The sequence below is a fragment of the Pleomorphochaeta naphthae genome (assembly GCF_055396005.1).
The window spans coordinates 530102-552161 of sequence record NZ_AP042457.1; the positions used below are offsets into that span (position 1 = coordinate 530102).

General features: G+C 30.3%; 22 protein-coding genes. 12 read left to right on the forward strand and 10 right to left on the reverse strand.

The window, feature by feature from the left end:
- Positions 1–29: 29 nt before the first annotated feature.
- The 6 genes from ACZ5SO_RS02460 to hflK all read right to left on the reverse strand — a co-directional run bounded on the left by ACZ5SO_RS02460 (position 30) and on the right by hflK (position 6594).
- A complete protein-coding gene (locus ACZ5SO_RS02460) occupies positions 30–1211 on the reverse strand; it encodes an aspartate aminotransferase family protein (protein ID WP_464626557.1) in 1182 nt (393 codons plus the stop codon).
- Positions 1204–2079, reverse strand: coding sequence for an acetylglutamate kinase (gene argB / locus ACZ5SO_RS02465; RefSeq protein WP_464626558.1), 876 nt, complete (start codon positions 2077–2079; stop codon positions 1204–1206). The genes ACZ5SO_RS02460 and argB overlap by 8 nt, the downstream gene beginning before the upstream one ends.
- A gap of 1 nt (position 2080) precedes the next feature.
- Positions 2081–3301, reverse strand: coding sequence for a bifunctional ornithine acetyltransferase/N-acetylglutamate synthase (gene argJ, locus ACZ5SO_RS02470; protein ID WP_464626560.1), 1221 nt, complete (start codon positions 3299–3301; stop codon positions 2081–2083).
- A 9-nt stretch (positions 3302–3310) separates the two neighbouring features.
- Entirely contained in the window at positions 3311–4354 is a 1044-nt protein-coding gene (gene argC / locus ACZ5SO_RS02475) for an N-acetyl-gamma-glutamyl-phosphate reductase (protein ID WP_464626562.1), read from the reverse strand.
- Between the two features lie 225 nt (positions 4355–4579).
- Entirely contained in the window at positions 4580–5569 is a 990-nt protein-coding gene (gene hflC / locus ACZ5SO_RS02480) for a protease modulator HflC (protein ID WP_464626564.1), read from the reverse strand.
- Positions 5569–6594, reverse strand: coding sequence for an FtsH protease activity modulator HflK (gene hflK, locus ACZ5SO_RS02485; protein ID WP_464626565.1), 1026 nt, complete (start codon positions 6592–6594; stop codon positions 5569–5571). Before hflK ends, hflC begins: the two co-directional genes overlap by 1 nt.
- A gap of 319 nt (positions 6595–6913) precedes the next feature.
- Here hflK and metG point away from each other — a divergent pair, with 319 nt between their 5' ends.
- From metG to ACZ5SO_RS02510, 5 genes are all read left to right on the forward strand, one after another.
- Entirely contained in the window at positions 6914–9136 is a 2223-nt protein-coding gene (gene metG, locus ACZ5SO_RS02490; RefSeq protein ID WP_464626566.1) for a methionine--tRNA ligase, read from the forward strand.
- A gap of 146 nt (positions 9137–9282) precedes the next feature.
- Positions 9283–10389, forward strand: a complete 1107-nt coding sequence (locus ACZ5SO_RS02495; RefSeq protein ID WP_464626567.1) for an alanine racemase — start codon at positions 9283–9285, stop codon at positions 10387–10389.
- A 90-nt stretch (positions 10390–10479) separates the two neighbouring features.
- Positions 10480–11298 carry a carbon-nitrogen hydrolase family protein gene (locus ACZ5SO_RS02500; RefSeq protein WP_464626569.1) on the forward strand — a complete coding sequence of 273 codons (819 nt, stop codon included), beginning with the start codon at positions 10480–10482 and terminating at the stop codon, positions 11296–11298.
- A 26-nt stretch (positions 11299–11324) separates the two neighbouring features.
- On the forward strand, positions 11325–11702 hold the full coding sequence (locus ACZ5SO_RS02505; protein WP_464626570.1) for a RidA family protein: 378 nt from the start codon (positions 11325–11327) through the stop codon (positions 11700–11702).
- Positions 11702–12796: a threonine synthase gene (locus tag ACZ5SO_RS02510; RefSeq protein WP_464626572.1), complete on the forward strand. Its 1095-nt coding sequence runs from the start codon at positions 11702–11704 to the stop codon at positions 12794–12796. Before ACZ5SO_RS02505 ends, ACZ5SO_RS02510 begins: the two co-directional genes overlap by 1 nt.
- Before the next feature lie 123 nt (positions 12797–12919).
- On the opposite strand, the gene ACZ5SO_RS02515 is transcribed toward ACZ5SO_RS02510, so the two are convergent.
- From ACZ5SO_RS02515 to ACZ5SO_RS02525, 3 genes are all read right to left on the reverse strand, one after another.
- A complete protein-coding gene (locus ACZ5SO_RS02515; protein ID WP_464626030.1) occupies positions 12920–13828 on the reverse strand; it encodes an IS3 family transposase in 909 nt (302 codons plus the stop codon).
- 11 nt (positions 13829–13839) lie between these two features.
- On the reverse strand, positions 13840–14283 hold the full coding sequence (locus tag ACZ5SO_RS02520; protein ID WP_464626031.1) for an HTH domain-containing protein: 444 nt from the start codon (positions 14281–14283) through the stop codon (positions 13840–13842).
- Positions 14284–14432: 149 nt separating this feature from the next.
- The gene (locus ACZ5SO_RS02525; protein ID WP_464626573.1) at positions 14433–15557 is read right to left on the reverse strand and encodes a hypothetical protein; all 1125 of its coding nucleotides are present in this window, start codon (positions 15555–15557) and stop codon (positions 14433–14435) included.
- 155 nt (positions 15558–15712) lie between these two features.
- On the opposite strand from ACZ5SO_RS02525, the gene ACZ5SO_RS02530 reads away from it, so the two are divergent.
- Together ACZ5SO_RS02530 and ACZ5SO_RS02535 are read left to right on the forward strand one after the other, a co-directional pair.
- A complete protein-coding gene (locus ACZ5SO_RS02530; RefSeq protein ID WP_464626574.1) occupies positions 15713–16378 on the forward strand; it encodes a hypothetical protein in 666 nt (221 codons plus the stop codon).
- A gap of 3 nt (positions 16379–16381) precedes the next feature.
- Positions 16382–17365, forward strand: coding sequence for a lipid II:glycine glycyltransferase FemX (locus tag ACZ5SO_RS02535; RefSeq protein WP_464626575.1), 984 nt, complete (start codon positions 16382–16384; stop codon positions 17363–17365).
- Here the strand turns inward: ACZ5SO_RS02535 and ACZ5SO_RS02540 are convergent.
- A complete protein-coding gene (locus tag ACZ5SO_RS02540; protein ID WP_464626577.1) occupies positions 17349–18656 on the reverse strand; it encodes a Mur ligase family protein in 1308 nt (435 codons plus the stop codon). The genes ACZ5SO_RS02535 and ACZ5SO_RS02540 overlap by 17 nt on opposite strands.
- 597 nt (positions 18657–19253) lie before the next feature.
- Here ACZ5SO_RS02540 and rpsF point away from each other — a divergent pair.
- Genes rpsF through rplI form a run of 5 tightly spaced genes read left to right on the forward strand, consistent with a single transcriptional unit; the run spans position 19254 to position 22049 of the window.
- On the forward strand, positions 19254–19535 hold the full coding sequence (gene rpsF, locus ACZ5SO_RS02545; protein ID WP_464626579.1) for a 30S ribosomal protein S6: 282 nt from the start codon (positions 19254–19256) through the stop codon (positions 19533–19535).
- 20 nt (positions 19536–19555) lie between these two features.
- Positions 19556–20152 carry a single-stranded DNA-binding protein gene (ssb, locus tag ACZ5SO_RS02550; protein WP_464626580.1) on the forward strand — a complete coding sequence of 199 codons (597 nt, stop codon included), beginning with the start codon at positions 19556–19558 and terminating at the stop codon, positions 20150–20152.
- 20 nt (positions 20153–20172) lie between these two features.
- Positions 20173–20451 carry a 30S ribosomal protein S18 gene (gene rpsR / locus ACZ5SO_RS02555; protein WP_464626581.1) on the forward strand — a complete coding sequence of 93 codons (279 nt, stop codon included), beginning with the start codon at positions 20173–20175 and terminating at the stop codon, positions 20449–20451.
- Between the two features lie 10 nt (positions 20452–20461).
- The gene (locus tag ACZ5SO_RS02560; protein WP_464626582.1) at positions 20462–21415 is read left to right on the forward strand and encodes a DUF2232 domain-containing protein; all 954 of its coding nucleotides are present in this window, start codon (positions 20462–20464) and stop codon (positions 21413–21415) included.
- Between the two features lie 19 nt (positions 21416–21434).
- Entirely contained in the window at positions 21435–22049 is a 615-nt protein-coding gene (rplI, locus tag ACZ5SO_RS02565) for a 50S ribosomal protein L9 (protein ID WP_464626583.1), read from the forward strand.
- Positions 22050–22060: the final 11 nt, after the last annotated feature.

The window sequence follows — 22060 nt, forward strand, 5'->3', positions numbered from 1 at the left end:
AAAAAGGGAGATTTTTTCTCCCTCTTTTTTTAAACTTCAGCAATTACTTTATCTAGTATCGAAATCATTTTTGAAATTTCTTCTTTTGTTATAGTAAGAGGCGGTACAAATCTAACAACATCACTTGCAGCTTTTACAACAAGTAATTTATTATTTAAACAACCTGAAATAATATCTAAGGCATTACATTTAACAATTAACCCTTGCATTAATCCAATACCTCTGACGCTATCTAGTTTTTCAGGATATTTTTCAATTAAAGATTTAAGTTCTTCAGTCAAAAATTTTCCATTTTCTTCAACATTTTTTAAAAAGTTCTTATCTTCTAATTTTGATAAAACAACACTTGAAGCACTTAAAGCCATTAGGTTCCCACCAAAAGTAGAAGCATGGTCTCCAGGTTGGAAGATATTATCTGCTTTCTTTCCAACTACCATAGCACCACAAGGAATTCCGCCACCTAGTGCTTTAGCGAGTGTGAGTACATCTGGTTTTACGGAGAATACTTGATAACAAAATGGCTTTCCACAACGTCCCATACCGCATTGCACTTCATCAAAGATTAATAGTAAGTTATGTTTATCTGCTAAATCTCTTAACCCTTGTAAGAATTCTTTTGTTGCAGGAATGATTCCCCCTTCACCTTGAAGAGGCTCAACAATAATTGCACAACAGTCTTTATCTAAAACTTTTTCTACACTGTTTAGATCATTATAATCAGCATAAACAATTCCCTCTAATAGGGGAAAAAAGTTTTTATGATATTTATCTTGTCCAGTTGCTGAAACAGCTCCATAAGTTCTACCATGGAATGAGTGATTCATTGATATGATTTTATATCTATTGTCTTTTGATCCAAATTTTCTAGCTAATTTCAAAGCAGCTTCATTTGCCTCAGCTCCACTATTACAGTAGAAAGCTTTTTCTAAGCCTGAGAGTTTTATCAGTTTTGAAGCAGCTTCTAATTCATAAGGATGCCAATATAGGTTAGAAGTGTGAAAAACTCCTTTATCCATTACTTTAGTTAAAGCAGCTTTTATTTCTGGATTATTATATCCGAGGGCATTTACAGCAATTCCTGCTACAAAATCAAGATATTTATCTCCATTGCTGTCTATTAGGTAATTTCCTTCTCCGCTTTCAAAAACTACAGGAAATTTAGTATAAGTATTTAAGATTACATTTTTTGATTCTTCAATTTGTTTATTCATTTTCTTCTTCCTTATTAAACATCATTGTTCCACATCCTTTAGATGTAAATATTTCTAATAAAATAGAGTGAGGTAGATTTCCATCCAAAATATGGATAGACTTAACACCTTTTTCAATAGCTTCAATACTGCATTGAACTTTTGGTATCATTCCTCCTGTTATAACCTCATCTTCAATAAATTTAATTGCTTCATTCTTAGTAAGTCTGCTTATAACACTATTGTTGTCTTTTGCATCTTTTAGGATGCCATTTGTATCTGTCAAAAAAATTAATTTTTGAGCTTTAAGTGCTGCTGCTACTGCACTTGCTGCATAATCAGCATTTATATTATATGTGTTCCCATTTTTGTCGCTAGCGATTGGGGAAAAGACTGGAATGTAATTATTTTTCATAAGAGTATCTAATAGCTGAGTATTTACTTTATCGATTTTGCCAACAAACCCTAAATCTACACTTTTTATTTCTTTAGATACTTCTAAAGTATTACCATCTTTACCGCTAATTCCAACTGCGCTCAATCCTTGTGCATTTAAATCTTGTACTAATGATTTTGAGATATTTCCTGATAGAACCATTTCTGCAATTTTAGCAGTTTCTTTATCTGTAACTCTAAGACCATTTACAAATTTAGTCTCTTTGTTCATTTTTTTTAGAGTCTTTGTAATATCTGAACCACCGCCATGAACTACAACAATATTTACACCTAAATATTTTAACATTGAAATGTCTTCAATAATAGATTTCTTTAATTTCTCACTAGTCATTGCAGAACCACCATATTTAACAACGACTGTTGAATTAGAAAATTTTCTAATATATGGAATTGCTTCAATAAGAATATCTGCTTTTTTTATAACTTCTTGCATATTAACTCCTATAATCTCCATTAATTTTTACATAGTCGTAACTTAAGTCGCAACCCCAAGCTTTAGCACTAAAATTTCCATCTTGTAGTTGAATATGAACTAAAATAGTTTTTTCTAGCAAAATTGTTTTGGCTAAATCTTCATCGAATTTTATTGGCTGTCCATTTTGGACTACACAAATTTTACCTTTATCACTTTCAAAATGGATTGTGACTTTGTTAACAGTGAATTCACTATCGCTATAACCCATAGCACAAAGAATTCGTCCCCAGTTAGCATCACTACCAAAGAATGCGCATTTTACTAAGTTAGAGCTAATTACAGTTCTTGCTATGGATTTAGCATCTTCTTGTGTTTTTGCACCAGTTAGTGAAACTTCTATAAATTTGCTTGCACCTTCTCCATCTTTAACTATTTCTTTTGCTAAATATGTATTAACAAACATGAAAGCATCTTTAAATGCTTCATATTCTTTTGTGTTTTCTTTAATTAATGAATTTTTAGCTTCGCCATTTGAAAGGGCAAGAACTGTATCGTTTGTGCTTGTATCTCCATCTACACTAATCATGTTATATGTATCTTCAATAGTTTCTCCAAGGAGATTTTGTAAAGCTGTTTGTTCAACATTGGCATCTGTAAAAATAAAACTTAACATGGTTGCCATATTTGGATGTATCATTCCAGAACCTTTTGCAACACCAGTAATTGTAATAACTTTCTCATCAATAGTGGTTTGTACGCTTATAATTTTATTTGATGTGTCTGTGGTTAATATAGCTGTACTAAAATCGATTAAGGCTTCATCACTCTTCTTTAAAGTTGGTATAATTGTGTTTATTCCTTTTTTATATGTTTCCATATCTAACGGAACTCCGATAACACCTGTAGAGCAAACTAATACATTTGTTTTATCACAATCTAAGTTTTTAGAAACTGATAAAGCAATCTCTTCATTATCCTTTTCACCCTTTAAAGAAGTGCAAGCATTTGCATTTCCACTATTAACAATTATTGCTTTTGTTTTAAATTTATTGTCTGTTAATTTTTTATCCCACAAAACAGGGGCTGCTTTAACTTTATTTGTTGTATAAGTTCCAGCTGAATTACATAAGGTATCACTTACTAATATGGCTAAATCTTTTTTAACTTTTTTTAATCCACAAGCGATTCCATTAATTTTATATCCTTTAGGTAAGGTTGGGTTATCTAATATTTTGTACATTTTTTTTCCTTAGAGGGGAGTTGAACTAAAAGTTTTCAATCCCATATATTGATCAAAGCCGAAATGAATATTCATATTCTCAATAGCTTGTCCACTAGCACCTTTGACTAAATTGTCTATTGCTCCTAGAGCAATAATATTGTTAGTCCGCTTATCTATTGTGAAGCTAATATCTATTCGCTCTGTATCTTTTACATATTTAGTTTCTACAATTTTGTTTTCACCTAAAAAGTTTACTGCTTTACAATCTTTATAAAAGGTTTTATAGGCTGAAATAATCATTGAAGAGTCAACATTGTTTTTTAAACGAGCATAACAAGTTGCAAGGATCCCTCTATTCATTGGCACTAGGTGAGGTGTAAATTGGACGCGAATTTTTTTGTTTGCCACTTTACTTAATTCTTGTTCGATTTCTGGTGTATGTCTGTGAGTTGTAATTCCGTAAGCCTTAATATTTTCATTCGCTTCACAAAAAAGTGAATTAATGTTTAAGCTTCTTCCAGCTCCTGTTACCCCACTTTTTGCATCAATTATAATTGATTGTGTATCAATTAAATTGTTCTTAAGTAAAGGAGCTAGTGTCAAAATAGAACAAGTAGTATAACACCCTGGATTTGCAATTAAATTGGTATTCTTCACAGCATCTTTATGAATGTCAGTTAATCCATATACAGCTTGTTTAAGCACTGCTAGGTTAGCTGGTTTTGCTTTATACCAATTTTCATAATCCTTTGGATCTTCTAATCTAAAATCAGCACCTAAATCAATAATTACTGCATTATCTAATACATTTTGAGTAACCATGTCTTTTGCTATTTTACTTGGCATTGCTAAAAAAACGACATCACACATCTTGCTAACTTCAAGTAAGTCTAAATTTTGTAAAATTAAATGATCTATATTTGAGAAGTTTTTATATATATCCTGAAATTTTTGATTTTCATATGTTTTAGAACCTAAATATACAATTTCTGTTTCTTTATGATTTAGTAATAATTCTACAAGTTTGGCTCCTGAATAACCAGTTGCTCCAACGATTCCAACCTTTATCATAAATTGCCTCCATATAATATTTAGAATATTTATACAGTATTAGCGAATAGAAATCAAGTATAATTTAATATTTATACAATAAAAAACAAAATTTATTAATAAATATTCATAGAATATTGTTATCACATTAACAAAAATAATATTATAAGTTATAAAAAAAACTTGAATGGGAGTTTGAAAATAAGCCCATTCAAGTTTTATATTTGATATATAAATTAATAAATATTATTTATCAACGTCTATACCATATAGTAAATCGAAGTATTCCATATCAGTGGTAAGTATTTTGTTTAGATCTGGAATTGTTTTTTTATAAGATTCTAGAGTTCTCCAAAGTTTAAAGAAATAAGGATCTTCTTCATAAGCTTTAGCATAAATTTCTGCAGCTTCAGCATCAGCAATACCTTTTATTTCTTCACTAGTAGCATAGGCTGTTGAGATAATATTTTTTTGTTCACTCTCTGTTTTACCTTGCCATTGAGCAAGTTGTCCACGGCCGTAAGAACGGTAAGCTTCTGCAATTTGGTTTCTTTCTTTTATCATTCTCTCATAAACACTCTGAGTTAAATCATCACTGTATCTTATTTGACGAATGATTATATCTATTAATTCAATACCATAAGCATCAGTAAATCCACTTGCTATTTCATACATCTTAGCTGATAAACCTTCACGTCCAATTTCAATAGTTTCTTGAAGCGAGGTAGTTTTTGTTAAATTTCTTAGATTTTCAGCATCTTGTAAGTTATCTAAATTTTGTACAATATTGTCCTCAACTTTGATTTCATTAATTTGGTTTGAATTTCGAACTGCTTCATTTAATGAATTTTCAGATATAACTGTTCTAACTGTTGAGTCTAAGATATCATTTAATCTTGCAATACCGTTATTTACAGTATTTACAGTTTCATAATATTTAGCTGGATCGCTAATTTTCCATCTTGCTGTTGTATCAACCCAAATGAATTGATTTTCTTTAGTTGGGATTCTTTGAGCTTCTCCATCCCAAGATAAGATTTTCTTAGGATAAACTACAACATTATCGATAAAAGGAATTTTGAATTTCAAACCGGCTGAATATTCTGTATCGATAATTCTACCAAAACGAGTTACAACTGATTGTTCACCCTCATTTAAAATGTAGAATGGTCCAAGTAGAACAAATACAACGAGTAAGGCTAGTATTACAACTATTGTGGTTACAAATTTTTTCATTAGTTACTACCTCCTGTGCTAGTGCTAGTGCTTGGTGCGACAACTGTGTTTTGATTAGAAGAACTTTCAATTTGAGAAATTGGTAGGAAGTTCTCTAAATCTTTATCAACTAAAGTTAGATTATCAGCACTTTGGGAGATAATTTCTTCCATAGTTTCTATGTAAAGACGATCAGCAGTTATTTGCTTACTCTTTTCATAAGTATCTCTGATACTATTGAATCTAGCAACATCACCTTTTGCATTGTTTACTCTTTCCTTAGCATAACCTTCAGCAATTTGAATTTGTTGTTTTGCTTCACCTTGTGCTTTAGGAATAATAGAGTTGTACTGCTCCTTACCTTCATTTATGTATCTATTCATATCTTGAATAGCTTTGTTTACATCTTCAAAAGCGTTTTGTACTGATCCCTCTGGTGGGACAATGTTTTGAAGTTTAACTGTTACAACCTTAATCCCAAGTCCATAAGAGTCAAATGTTTTTTGCATATTATCTTGGGCTTGAATTTCAATAGATGTTCTCTCGCTTGTCATAACTGATAGAATTGGTAAATCTCCAACTAATTGGTTCATTACGCTCTGGCTAATATCTCTGATGGTAGTCTCTCTTTGTTGTACATTAAATAACCATTGTGCGGGGTCACTAATTTGATATTGGACTATCCATTCTAAATCAATAATATTTAAGTCTCCAGTAAGCATTATAGATTCTGATGGGAAATCTGTGCTTGCGATTAGAGGGCTAGTATTAACTGAGCTTCTATATCCGAAAGTCATTGTTTGAACAACTTGAGTTGGTACCTTGTAAGATTTTTCAATTCCTAATGGAATTTTAGTTTGTAAACCGGGTCCAACTGTTCTGTTGTATTTTCCAAATCTAGTTACAACAGCTTGTTCAGTTTGATCAACTACGAAAAAACTAGACATAGCTGAGGCGAGAACTATTACAGCAATAATTAAACCTATTATTAATTTTGGACTAATATTAAAGCTTTTTGCAGCTGTCTTAAAGGGTTCTTGATCCATGTTATCTCCTTAAGAGTTTTATCTCTTATATATTAAATTTAACTAAGATATCCTATAATGGTCAAGCAATATTTGCTCCTTTGTAAATTATATACCTTTTTTCGCTAAGATATTTGTAATATAGCACGTATTTTATAATAAATTTATATATTCTTAAAAATATTTGGTAATAAAATAAAATTCTTAAAGATTGAGAGTAAAACTATTTAAGATAGGTTGAAAATTTGTGATTTCAACTATATTATAGCAAAAGCATTATTTAAAATTTTTTTATTGCTAATTTAAAGAAGCAATTTTTGATAGATTGCCTGGAGGTTTTATGAAGAAAAAAAGACTAGTTACTTCTGCATTACCTTATGTTAATAACATTCCTCATTTAGGAAATTTAACACAAGTGTTATCAGCTGATGTTTTTGCTAGGTTTTGTAGATCAAAAGGTTATGAGACCTTATATGTCTGTGGAACTGATGAATATGGAACAGCAACTGAAACAAGAGCATTGCAGCAAAATGTAACTCCCAGGGAACTTTGTGATCATTATCATGCTATTCATAGAGATATTTATAAATGGTTTGATGTTAATTTTGATTATTTTGGAAGAACTAGTACTGAAAAACAAACAGAAATAGTTCAATATATTTTTAACAAAGTTGATGAACAAGGCTATATTCACGAAGGTGAAATTGAACAGTTATACTGTCCTAATTGTAAACGTTTTTTAGCTGATAGATTTGTATATGGAACATGTCCACACTGTCACAGTGAAGGTGCAAAGGGTGATCAATGTGATAATTGTTCATCTCTATTAGAGCCAACAGATTTGATAGATCCTCATTGTAGTGTTTGTGGAACAACTCCTGAAGTTAAGAAAACTTCTCATCTATACTTAGATTTACCAAAAGTCTTACCACTTTTAGAAGAGTGGATGAATAAGGCTTCAGTAGAAGGATTTTGGGCTAAAAATGCTGTTCAAGTTACAAAAAGTTGGATTCGAGATGGTCTAAAACAAAGAGCTATTACTAGAGATTTAAAATGGGGTATCCCTGTTCCAAAGAAAGGTTTTGAAAATAAAGTATTTTATGTATGGTTTGATGCTCCAATTGGTTATATTTCTATTTCAGCCTACGCTGTGGATGATTGGAAGAGATGGTGGCAAAGTCCAGAAGATACAGAACTTTTCCAATTTATAGGTAAAGATAATATTCCTTTTCATACAGTAATCTTCCCTGCATCACTTTTAGCAACCGGTGAAAAATGGACTATGTTGCATCATATGAGTTCCACCGAGTATTTAAATTATGAAGGTGGAAAATTCTCAAAGAGTTTAGGTGTTGGTATTTTTGGAAATGATGTAATGGATACAAATATCCCAAGTGATGTTTGGAGATTCTATATGTTCTACAACAGACCTGAAAAATCAGATGTTACCTTTACTTGGGCAGATTTTGAAGAAAAGGTCAATGGAGAATTAATCGGTAACTTATCAAACTTAGTAAATAGAACCTTAACATTTATTAATAGATTTTATGATGGTAAGGTTCCAGAAGGTGAATTAGATCAAGGCTTAATTAAACAAATCAAAGAAAAAGAAGATAAAATTGATCAACTATTAGAGAGAGCAAGTGAAAGAGATGCTCTAAGAAATATTTTCTTTCTCTCTTCAATTGGTAATAAAGCTTTCCAAGATGGTGAGCCTTGGAGAACAAGAAAAGAAGATCCCGAAAGTGCAGCTAAATTGCTTAGGACTTTAGTTTATTTAATTAGAGATTTGGGTGTTTTAATTGAACCATATATGCCTCAAACAAGTAAGAAAATTTTGAAATTTGTAAAATGTGAAGATGCAAATTGGTCATCTTTAGGTACATATGAAAATATTACAGAAATAGGTGATATTGAATTATTGTTCAGTAAACTAGAACATGAAAGAATTGAAGAACTTAGAATCAAATATAGTGGTTCTCAAGCTGAAAGAGAAGAAAAGAGTAAAGTAGGAGAAAATAAGAAGATGGAAGCTAATGAAGAAAATCTATCAATGGCTCAAGAATTTGCAAATCGTGTAGATTTAGTTGTAAGTAAAATTATTGATGTTGAAAAGCATCCTGAAGGTGATAAATTATATATTTTAAAACTAGATACTGGTGATGAAAATGATGAAGATAGAACTATTGTATCATCAATTGTTCCTTACTATAGTGTTGAGCAATTGTTGAACCATAATATCGTTTTAGTTAAAAATCTTAAACCTGCTAAATTTAGAGGTGTTAAATCTTGTGGTATGCTTCTAGCAGCTAGTGCTAAAGATGACGAAGATCATTCAACTTGTGAAGTCCTTTTTGCTGATGACTTTGAAGTTGGAACCTCTTTATTACCAGAAGGTACAACAGCTCCTGAAGATGCCCGTTTCTATGTTAAAGGCAGTAAATTCTTTAGTATGCCAATGTATACAGAAGAAGGTATTGTTAAAGTAGATGGAAAGACAATTCAATCTGCTGATGGAAAAGCTCTTACAGCTAAAGTTTATGTTAATGGTGATGTAGGTTAATATAAACCTTCTGATATAAACTGTATTAAATTATAATATCTCTTAAGTAGTATGAAATAATTATTGAAACTGCTTTTGAGGTATTTTTTTGTATTGATGGTATTTTTAAAGCAATTTATAATTATTACATGAGGGAGGAATAATTTATGGAATATTTCGAAATTGATACGCCTTCTCTTTTAATAGACAAAGATGTTTTAATGTTTAATTTAAAACTAATGCAAGATTATGCTAATTCAAATGGAGTAAAACTAAGACCACATACAAAGACACATAAGATGCCATATATTGCTAAATTGCAAGTTGAACAAGGTTCTTGTGGTATAGCTGTAGCTAAGACCTCAGAGGCTGAAGTAATGGCACAAAATGGCTTAAATGATATATTTATTGCAAATGAAATTGTGGGAGATAAAAAATTAGAGAGGATTTTAAAATTATCGGATAAGATAAATATATCTTTTGGAATTGATTCAGTCTATCAAATCATAGAAGCTGAAAAGATTTTCTCATTAGAGAATAAAATGGCTAATATTTTAATTGAAATCGAAGTTGGCGAAAATAGAAGTGGTGTAATTGAAGAGAAAGATTTTATAAAACTTCTTGAGACTATAAAAATGTGCTCTCATGTCAATTTTAAAGGGATTTTTTCCCATGACGGAAATACATATACTGCTAAAGATATTGAAGAATGCATCGATATTTCAATTAAAGCTCAAAAGAGAACTTTGAAATTTGCTGATTTAGCAAAAGAAAATAATATGCCATGTAAAATAGTGAGTTATGGTTCTACTCCTCCTTTTATAAATAATGGACCAATTTTAGAAGGTATAACAGAAATTAGACCTGGAACTTATGCTCTAATGGATGCTTCTCAATCTAATTCAATTAATACTTTAAATAATTGTGCTGCAACAGTTTTGGCAACTGTTATTAGTAAACCTACTAAAGAGAGAGTAATTTTAGATGTAGGAGCTAAAGGTTTAACAGCACAAGAGAGGACTAAAGGAATATGTTCAACTAAAGGTAAGGGAACTATAGTAGAGTTTCCTGATATCTTTATTGAAAAAGTATTTGATGAACATGCTATTATAAACAGTGAAAATTTAAGTGAGAAAGTTTTTATAGGAGATAAACTTAGAATCATACCAGTTCATATATGTCCTGTATGTAATCTTTATGAAAACGCTTGGCTGATTTCAAATGGCACAGTAATTGATAAAATTGAAATAAGTTGTCGAGGTAAATTAACATAATTGATAAGTTTTTTTAATAAATGTAAGTGTTATATATATGTTTTTAATCTATTGTTATAAAATGAAGTTAAGCTTTAGGGGAGAATTAATATGAAAATAGCCCAAATTCAAATGCCTGTTCTTGAAGATAAAGATAAGTCAATGCAACTTGCAATCAAGATGATTGATAAAGAAATTAAAGAAGATGTTGATTTAATTGCTTTGCCAGAAATGTTTTGTTGTCCTTATGAGATGGATAAATTTCCTATTTATGCTGAAGAACAAGGTGGTAAAATTTGGCAACAATGTTCTTCATTGGCTAAAGATAAAAACTGTATTTTATCAGCAGGTTCAATGCCTGAAGTTGATGATAAAGGGAATGTATATAATACAGCATATGTTTTTGATAAAAATGGTAAACAAATTGCTAAACATAGAAAAATGCATTTATTTGATATCCAAATAAAGGGTGGTCAACATTTTATGGAATCTGCTACTTTAACAGCAGGGAATAAAGTAACAACCTTTGAAAGTAATTTTGGAACTATTGGGCTTTGTATTTGTTATGATTTTAGATTTCCAGAGTTAAGTAGATTAATGACTTTAAGAGGAGCAAAAATAATATTAGTTCCTGCAGCTTTTAATATGAGCACAGGTCCGGCACATTGGAAGATTATGTTTGAATCTCAATCATTGAATAATCAAGTATATGCTGTAGGAACTGCTCCAGCTAGAAATGAGAATGCTTCTTATAAATCTTGGGGACATAGTATTATAACAGATCCATGGGGTAAGGTAGTTAATCAGGTAGATGAAAAACCTACTGTTATCATTAGCGAAATAGATTTAAATTATGTCGATGAAGTTAGAGAACAACTACCTTTGTTAAAACATAGAAGAACTGATGTTTATAGTCTTAGTGAAATTTAATTATTAATTAAAGAGTGAGGATTTTTTTGAAAAGTATAATTTTAGAAAGTAATAAAAAAGGGCATTATGTACCTGCTATGGTATCTAATGGCATGGTTTATATTTCTGGCCAATTACCTTTTGATTATAGTGTAGGTAAAATGGTTGAAGGAAATATGAATGTTCAAATGAAGCAAGTTCTAAATAATATTAAGTTGATATTGAATAAAGTTGATTTAACACTTGATAATATAGTTCAGTGCCGCATTTATATCTCTGATATTGAATATTGGGATGAGGTTAATGAGATATTTGCATCAGAATTTAAATTGCATAAACCTTCTAGAGTAATTGTTCCATCTGGCAAATTGCATAATAATGCATTAATAGAAATCGAAGCCATAGCTGAAATGGAGAGTAATTAATGAATTTTATATGTTCTAAATGTAATAAGAAAGTTTCAACTTCTACATTAAAACCCAAGTGTGATTGTGGTGGCCTTTGGAGGTTAGATTTTAAAGCACCTAAATTTGATGTTAATCTCATAGATAATGATGAATGGAGTCTATTTAGATATAGAAAATTCATGGCTTTAGAAGATAAAAGTTGGAAAACAGTAACTTTAGGTGAAGGTAGGACTCCTATTATCTCTTTTGACGAAGATGTTTTATTAAAAATGGATTATTTTATGCCTACCTTATCTTTTAAGGATAGGGGAGCTGCTGTATTAATTTCCCACTGTAAATCTATTAATGTTAAAAAGGTAGTACAAGATAGTAGTGGAAATGCTGGAAATAGTGTCGCAGCCTATTGTGCAAGAGCTAAAATAGAGTGTGAAATTTTTGTTCCAGAGGGAACTTCCCCTAAAAAAATAGATATGATAAAAGCTCATGGAGCTACAGTTACTGTAGTTGAAGGAAGCCGTGATCATTGTGCAGATGTTTGTAGAGAAAAGGTAGAAAAAGAAAATTTGTATTATGCGAACCACGTATATAATCCTTTTTTTTATGAAGGAACTAAAACATATATTTATGAAGTATATGAACAATTAAAAAGAATTCCCAAAAACATCTTTATTCCAGTTGGAAATGGAACTTTGTTTCTTGGTGTTATGATAGGTCTTGAAGAGTTATTAAATAGCGGGGTAATTGATAAAATGCCTAATATTATAGCTCTGCAAAGTGAAAATTGTGATCCCCTTTTAAGAGCTTATGAACAGGGTAAAGAAAGCCCTAAATTAATAAGCCCAAAAAAAACTATAGCAGAAGGAATTGCTATAGGACAACCAATGAGGGGTAAAGAGATCTTAGATTATGCTTATAAATATAATGTTAAATTTATACATGCACCCGAGGATAAAATTTTAGATGCTAGAAAACTTTTAGCTTTAAAAGGAATATATTGTGAACATACAACTGCAGCAAATTACGCAGCATATTTAAATTATTGTAGTATTTATGGTAAAACACCAGATTCGTTAATTACTATGTGTGGGGCAGGACTAAAATCTGATCATTAATCAGATTGTTTTTTTAAGTTAGAATATATTTTTATAAGCACAACTGAACTGGTTCGCCTTTTTTAGACAAACTTAATTTTACTTAATCTAGTATACCACATTATCCAAAAGTTAAAGTTGTAATTATGCAACTTTAGCTTTGCCTTTTCCAGGAATTATGTAATGGCCTTTCCTCAAATACTTATTATATTGATTAGGAGTCATTTTACAAATATCCCATTGGTATCTTTCATTATTGTAATAATTCATATACTCATTAATACAATATTTTAATTCTTCAAATTTATTACATTCTGTAATATTTATCTCATCTTTCATATGACCAAAAAAGCTTTCTTGCGGCGAATTATCCCAGCAGTTCGCACGTCTACTCATAGAGCGTTTAATATTATACTTCTTTAATTTTCTTCTATATTCTCTTGCAGAGTAATGTACACCCTGGTCACTTGTGATAATAACATGTTTACTTAATTGGCTTCCATATCTATCTATTAATTGATCAACAGTTTCTAGTACAAACTCTTCTCTTAAATTATCTGACAATACAAATGATAATACCTGTTTTGTACAAGCATCTCTTATTACTGATAAATAGGCTTTTTTACTTCTATTAACTCCATAATACATATAAGTAATATCTGTTGTTAATAACTCTCCAGGTCCATAATCTCCCCATTTTCTTTGAACTCTATTTTTAGCATAAGTACTTGTTTGTGTTGCTTTAAGCATTTTTCTATATGGGTTAGCTTTCCTAATTGGACAAAATAATCCATATTTTTTCATCAATCTTCTTATCTTTTCTAAGCTCATCTTATTTGGTGTATCTCTTAGTACCATATAGATTTGTCTAGAACCTTTCTTAAACTTTCTATGCTTATAGACATTTAATATTATATCAAATGCAGATCTATCTTTTGACTCTCTTGCATCACGATTATCTTTAGAATTAAGCCAATAGTAATAACCAGCTCTTGATATTGCCGCTACCCCACATAATTCTTCAACTGTTAATAGATTATCCGGATCTAGCAATTGTGCTTGTATTATTTTCTTTTTTTCTTCCTTCTCTGCTGTCGCGATAGTGAATATTTTTCCTCTATCATGATGTTTTTTTTTAGAAATTCCAACTTTTGATTTAGTTTTTTAATTTCTAATTCTTGAGCTTTTAATTTCTCTTCAACAGATATTGGTTCTTTAATTCTAGGTCTTCCTTTATTATTAACTCTAGTGTCTTCAAATCCATTTGCTCTTGTAGCCTGTCTTTTAACATTATTAGTTAATCCATAAATTCTCTCTCGATTAATAATATCTAAATCAAAACCTAAAGCAAGAAATATATTTTCTGGTGATTGGCCACCTTGATATCTTCTCCAAAATTCCTTTTTAAATTCCAAAGTATATTTAATTGATTTTTCACTAACTTTTTCAACATACTCATTTGCTCTTAATTTAGCAATTTCTTCTTCACTAAAGTACCTTTTACCCATCTAAATCTCCATCAAGACTAGTATACCATAACTAATCTTTTCTAAATATATGATTCAATGTGGTACTTAGGGGCGATTAAGTTTTATTTAAATGTCTAAACTTTCCGTGCCGGTTCACAACTTAGTTTTTAATATATTCTAACTGTAAATTAAGGTATAGCAGTAATTGTTTCTGTTCCCCATGAATCATCGATATCTGAAATAAATTCTAAATAAATGGTATCAGAGAAGTCTCCAGCATTTAGATTAAACAAATCAGTATAGTCTGATTTTGTATATAAATTAAAATATTTAATAGAATCAGAGCTAATATTTTCAATTACAATTGAATCAGACTCATCAAAATCTATAATTTCTGTTGAATTTTTACTAATTCTAAGTGAATATGGAACTTCTTTTGTACCTTGGCCTGAATCAGTTGAGACAAGAGTAAAGTCATTTTTACTAGTAACCTTTAAACCTATCCTATAGGAATTGTCTTCTGAAACACCAACACCGCCAGCTTGTAAATAAACAATCCATTCAAGATTGTCTCTTCCTATATTTTCGAAGAAGCTTGTTTCAGTCCAACTGCTAGGTCTTTCGGCATTTATGTTTAAATAGGTATCAGAATTTCTTTCGGGATTGGCTACCGTTATAATATTTTCGGTTAAATCCCCATAATAATATGGATCTTCATAATTATTTGTTAAATAAAAAAAGTAGAAACTAGTATCTCCACCTGTATCTAAAGATAATATTTGAGCTGTAGCTCCACTTGTATCTGGTAAATTATTCGGATTATCTAAAATATAGTATAATGTGACAGTAAAACTATTAGCCTCTTCATATAAATATGTTCTTCTATAAATATAGGTTTTTAAATCATCTATTTCATACCAAGTGGTATACGTTCCAATGCTACTATCTTTATAGTTTACTGTAACTTTCGCTAATAAAGAGCAAGTAGTACTATGAGAATCATCAGCTGATAGAGTGGCTGTCCTATTTGAAATACTGATGTGAGGAATTGCTCTGTAATCTTCGCTACTAGTTGGAATTGTTGTATATTCACCTAATTTAATTACTTTTTCACTTTTAGTTGGATCTGTTCTAAAAGTGTTTTCAGTATTAGTAGTTACTTTTGCATATGAGATTGTTTCGATGTTAAAAAGAGCGTAATTGTCTCCTTCAGTAGTATCTGAATAACCATTAGCAGCAGAAATTAATGAAATTCCTAGAATATATATTGATAAAATTGTAATTAGTATTTTAAATAGTTGTCTTGTTCTCATGTCATAAGATTAGTACTTTAGACCCAAATTGTCAATGATATTATATTATATAGAGGAGTTTTCCTTAAATTTGTTCAAAATGAGGTAGCAAATATTGTTAAATATTATATTTCATGTTAAATTAGGGTACGAATACTACAAAAGAGAAAAAAAATATGAAAAAAAATATAACGATATTATTGATATTTATGACATTACTTACAAATTTTATTTTTGCTGAGGATGAGCAAGTTTCACTTTCTGGGCCTAATCTTTCTGTACCCTTGGAAATTTTTGGAACTTGGGATCCTCAAATCGATCCAATCTTCATTCTTTCGGCAAATTCACAAAGTATTGATTATACTAAAGAAACAATAGATTATCAAACTGAAAACTTTGATTTATCGAGTGCTGGGCAAACAGAAACTTTTAGTTTATCTTTATATAGTAACTTTACTAGTTATTATTATGGTTATTACTCTGGCTATAAAAATTACGATATTTATATTTATCATTCAAGTGAATTTGTTCCAACTGATGACACTTTATATGAAGAAAATAAATATCCTAAAGTTGATATTAATTTCAATTATGATCTAAACTATTCATATTTCTATGATAACTATTATATATTTTTAAAAAATATTAATAGGAATAAAAAACTTCAATATAAAGGTAGGACAGTTTCTGGACCTAGATATAGATTCCAAGTTTACGTGTATCCAGGTTTAGTTTCTGCTAATATAATGAATTTTGATTTTAGTTGGGATGGGTACTCAAAAACAGTAGAGCAATATTGGGATATGGAGGCCTACGTTAAAGTAGAAATTGTTGGTAACTAATTAATGAATATTTCTCAAATTGACAAAAAAAAATTAGTTTCACAAACACCATATGTTAGTGAATATTGGGCTAAATTAAAAGATTTAAATGGTTGGAAGAATGAAGCTTATGAAATTAATAAGGATGGATTTCTATTTCAATCTTTAGTATTATATAAAGAAATAATAAGAAATAATTTTTTAGGATATATACCTTTTTCGCCTTGCTGTGTAAATGGAAAGGCTCAGCTATCTTCAAAAGAAATAAAAGAGTTTTTAATTTATATTTCTAAAAGAAGCGAATTTAAAATAATATTTTTCAAAGTTGATTTGCCTTTTGAATATAATGATAATAGTTTATTTTATAAAGATTTCCACCTTAATAAAGAAAGCATCCAACCCGAGGTAACAATCAAATTAAATCTTCTACAAAATCTAAATGACATTAGAGCAAATTATAGAAAAAGGGCAAAAAGAGCTTTAAAAAAGAATTTTAATAACATAGTTGTTAAACAAGTTGAACCAAACGAAGATAATATTTTACTTTGGTATAATCTCTATTTAGAGACTGCAAAAAGGGATCACTTTCAAACAAGGAACTTTGATTATATAAAAAAAATATTTAATATTGAAGATAATAAAGTACAACCCAAATTAATTTTTGCTTTTAAGCAAGAGCAATTAGTCGGTGGTATTATTTTACTTTTAGGTAAAGAAGAAGCTCTATATTTGTTTGGGGCTTCAAAGAAATTAGATGGCTTTTCTCCAAGTTATAGTTTACAAGATTTCGCAATTGAATTAACCCAAAATGCAGGCATTAAAAAATATGATTTTTTGGGTGTTGGAACTAATGAGAAATCAATGCATTTGAAGACATTAACTCTTTTTAAATCATCTTTTGGTGGAGAGCTTTATCAAAGAGTTCCAACATTAGATTTTCCTATAAAAAAGAGCCTTTATTATTTATTTAAGATTGTAGAATATATTAGAATCAAAATTTATCGATAAATTCTTTTGATAATCTTTTAAACTGATTGCCTCTATCGAATTCATTTATAAATAAATCGAAACTTGAAGCACCAGGTGATAGTAAGACTAGTTTCATATTAATAGCATCATCCTTAGTAGCTAAATCTGTAGCATTAATAAATGCATCTTTCATATTGTTAAATGGCCCATTGTATTTAATATTATGTTCTTTTAAAAACGGGATTAGCATATTTTGTGTAAAAGTTCCATCGAGTAATGTTATACTTTTTACGGTGGTTAAAGTGTGTAACATATTATTTGGTTTTAGGTTTTTATCTGTCCCTCCACAAATTAAATGTATATTTAAATCTTTAAAATGGCTAAGGCTAAATTCAATTGCTTCTGGAATTGTAGCTGCACTATCATTTACAAAGAGTATGTTGTTTGCAGAGCCTATCCATTCAATTCTGTGAGCTACTCCCTTAAAAGTATTTAAATGTTCTAAAATTAATGCTTTTTTTATATTTAAAACTTCTAAAGTTTTATAAGCTGGTATTAATTCTGGTTTGTTTATAAGTTCAGGAATAATCTTTTCATCTAAAATAAAGATGTTTTTCTTTTTTAAATTTGTTTTTTCTTTTATTGCTTTGAAAAAAGCTTTAGGGCAAATAGCATTTTGAGTATTTTTATTGAATAGACTTAATTTATCTTGTAAATATCTTTCCATAGAATCATAAGTATTTTGATGGTCCTCAAGTAGGTTCGTAAATAGGGAAATTTTAGTTGGTGGAAAATCTAACTTTGAATAATTAAAAATATCTCTAAGTTGCCAAGAAGAAAATTCACAAATCATAAAATCAAGGGGTTTTGTGTCTTTTTCTAAGTAAGAGGCAATTTCAAAAGCACTAATTCCCATATTGCCAACAAGTTTAGAGGTGTATCCTAATTTTTTTATAACATGATGAATTGCATGAGTAGTTGTTGTTTTTCCTTTTGTTCCAGTAATTGCGATAATTTGTGTGTTATCTAAATTAAAGTTTTCAAATAAATAAACAAAGTCCGTTGTGATGTTTTTAGCATATTGTAAATATTTGTTATTTGGTAGTATCGAAGTATTTTTAACAACTAAATCGGCCCATAAAAAATCTTCAATTAGGTGCTTTTCAAGATGGAATATAGCTCCAAGCTTTTTTAAAATCTCTACAGCTTTGCCAAAATCTTTTTCACTTTTCAAATCTGTTATTATTACGTTGTGATTGTGTTTTAAAAAATATTTAGCAGCTGCAAAGCCTCCGCCATTTACACCTAATCCAAATATAAGTACATTCATTTCTTTCTATTGCTCCTACAGCTATTATATACTTGAACACAAAATAATAACAATAAAAATTCAATATATTTTTCTTTGAGATAACCATTTAATCAGTAAAAAAACTGCTTATAATTTTATTTTTAAGCCTTGAATATTTCTAATAAAACTAATATGCTACTATAGCGGTTTGTTTGTGATGGAGTTAATTGACATTATCGATATTTTGTTGCAAACTTCAGTAAATTAAATAATAACTTACTTCGGGTCACGTTGTGATAATATAACCGGAAAATCATATTAAAGGAGCTCTACAGTGCCTTGTGGAAGAAAAAGAAAAAAGCATAAAATTGCCACTCACAAGAGAAAGAAAAAACTCAGAAAGAATAGACATAAGAATAAATAATTCTTAGGCAATTCGCTTTTGCTGCAAACTAGCAGCGCTATAGCTACTAACCGTCGGTTTATTGTCCCGGCGGTTTTCTAGCTAACAGTATCGTCCGATGTGTTTGGTTGGACAAACACACGCTTTATAATTTTTTCTAAGCTTAAGAAATAAAATTATAAAGGAGCCTCTTTATCCACATACGTGGATCTTAATGTCCGTAAGGAGGAACCATGAGAAATTATGAGTTCACAGTAATCTTCAAAGCAATTGAAGAAGACACTCAAGCTGGTCTTAAGCAAGTTTCCAGTTTGTTTGAAGCTGCAGGTGTAGAAATCACCAAGCAGGAAGATTTAGGTGTAAAATTATTCGCCTACGAAATGAAGAAACAGGATAAAGGTCACTATTTCTATTATGAAATCTCTGCAGATCCTGCATCTATTGTAACTTTCGAGAAAAAATTCTTATTAAACAACTCAATTATTAAGTTCTTGTTTGTTAATAAAGAAAAATAAAAGTTTAATGGAGACGGTTTATGGCTACTGATTTAAATATTGTTGCGTTGGTTGGAAGACTAACTCGCCCTTGTGAAATGCACTATTCCAATACTGGTTTTGCAATTTGTTCATTTTCTCTTGCTGTTAATAGGAGAAAAAAATCACAGGATGGCTCATGGAATGATTCTGTAAGCTATTTTGATTGTTCATATTTTGGTAAAGCTGCTGAAGGGGTAAGTCAATATCTTACTAAAGGTCAACAAGTATCTGTTCAAGGGTATTTAGACCAACAGAGTTGGGAAACTAATGGACAAAAAAGAAGTAAAGTAGTGGTCATAGTAAATTCTTTGAGTTTGTTGGGTAGCAATAATAATAATAATGTTTTCCGACAAGCGTATGTGAAAAATGGATATTCTAATCAGAATCCTTCTGGCCAAAATGCACCAAATTATAATAATGGTGGTCAACAATTTGGAAATACAGGTAATAATTATTCAAATCCTAATACTGGGAATATGAATAATATGAATACTAATAGTAATCCTGCAAAAATTCAAAATAATGAATTTTCAGCTCCTGACAATTTTCCAACAGATGCTGGTCCAGAAGATTTCGCTGATGATATTCCATTCTAAGATCTAAGGAGAAATTAATAATGCGCGAAGATTATGACGCAAAAGATGAAAAGAAAGATAGAGCTCCTAAAAAAAATGGTGCTCGACGTGGCGGTTTTAGAAAAAAGGTTTGTAGATTCTGTGCTAATAACACTGCACCTGATTACAAGAATCCTGATCAGTTAAAAAGATATACAACAGAAAGAGGTAAAATCCTTCCTGCTCGTATAACTGGTAACTGTGCTAAACACCAAAGAGCTGTAACTGCTGAAATTAAAAAGGCTCGTATCTTAGGATACTTACCTTTCGAGAAGAAATAATAGGTATTATATGGTGATAGTCGATAGAAGAAATACCTCTGTATATTTTGCTTTGTTTATGAGTGCTATTCTATATGCATTGGGATTCACTTCATTTTTATTGGTATTACCATTATTGCTTTATTATTCTCGTAGCAGGGAGAGAGTAAAAACTCTATTAGCCTTTGGAATGCTTTTAGCATTTGTATTGGGTATGGAGATATTTCCTTTAATTGGTGAATTATCAGATAAAGGGAATTTAGGAATACTCTCTATTGGATTGTTCTTGCCGATAGTACTTATTGGAAGTTCAATTGTTTGGGTCTTGTTAGATGGCTACAGATTATTAGATAGATATGTAGCCAGTTCTGCAGTTGTTGCAGTCATGATGGTAATAATAGGACTTTGGTTTAAACGAGATACAGAAATGGCTTTAGCAGTCGATAAAGCTATAATCGATGTAATGAATTCTGTTCTTGGCCAAGATTCACAACAGACTTCTCTTTTATTGGGGATATCTTCAGAAGAGTTATTCTCTACCTTGAGAACTGTTGCTTTTTCAATGTTGTTACCATTAGGTGCTGGTTGTTTTGGGTTTAACGCTTTTTACGCTTTATCTACTCCGAAATTTATTGGAGATGAAGAGTTTGATGAAAGAGTTAAGAATTGGAAGTTGCCTGAAAGTTATATGTGGGCATTTCTTGTAAGTCTTGTTTTATTATTACTTGGTGTAGTAGTAGATTACCCATTGGTTATTTCAGTCATAGTACTTAATTTAGCTTTATATTTAGCTTTGTTATTTGCTATACAGGGGTTATCAATAATATTATACAAAAGACGAGCAAAAGGCTTTCATACCAAAGCTTCAAAATTATTTGGCCTAACATTGTTTTTAATAATACTATTTCAAGGTTTGAACATAGTTGCTGTCATCGGATTGCCAATTTTTGGTGTTTCGGAGACATGGTTTACATATAGAAAGTAAGAGAGAAGGAGTTTTCAATATGAAGATTATTCTTAATCAGGATGTAATAAACCTCGGTGAAGAGGGTGATGTAGTAGTAGTAAAAGATGGCTATGCTCGTAACTATCTTATACCTCAAGGTATAGCAGTAGTTTATAACAGAACTAATATGGCAATTGTAAATAGTCGTGCTAAAGCAATTGAAGCTAGAAAGGCTGAGAAGAGAAAAGCTTCTGCAAGTCTAAAAGAAAAATTAGATAATTTAACTTTAAATTTAGTAGTTTCTGCTGGTGATTCAGGTAAATTATTTGGTAGTGTAACATCTTCCATGGTACAAGAAGCTTTAGCAAAAGAAGGCATTGAAATTGAAAGAAAGAAAATTGAAGTTTCTTCACATATGATTAAAATGGTTGGTACTTATACTATTCGTATCCACCTTTATGAAAATGATTTCTCAACTGTTAAATTAGTTGTAGAAAGTGAAGCTGAAATTAAAAAACGTGAAGCTGAAGAAAAATTAGCTGCTGCTAAGGCTGCTGCTGAAGAAGCAAAAAAAGCTGCCGCTGAAGCAAAAAAGGCTGCTGCTGAAGAAGCAAAAAAAGCTGCTGAAGAAGAAGCTGCAAGTGGTGATGAAAGTGCTCCTGTAACAGAATAGGAGTAGATATT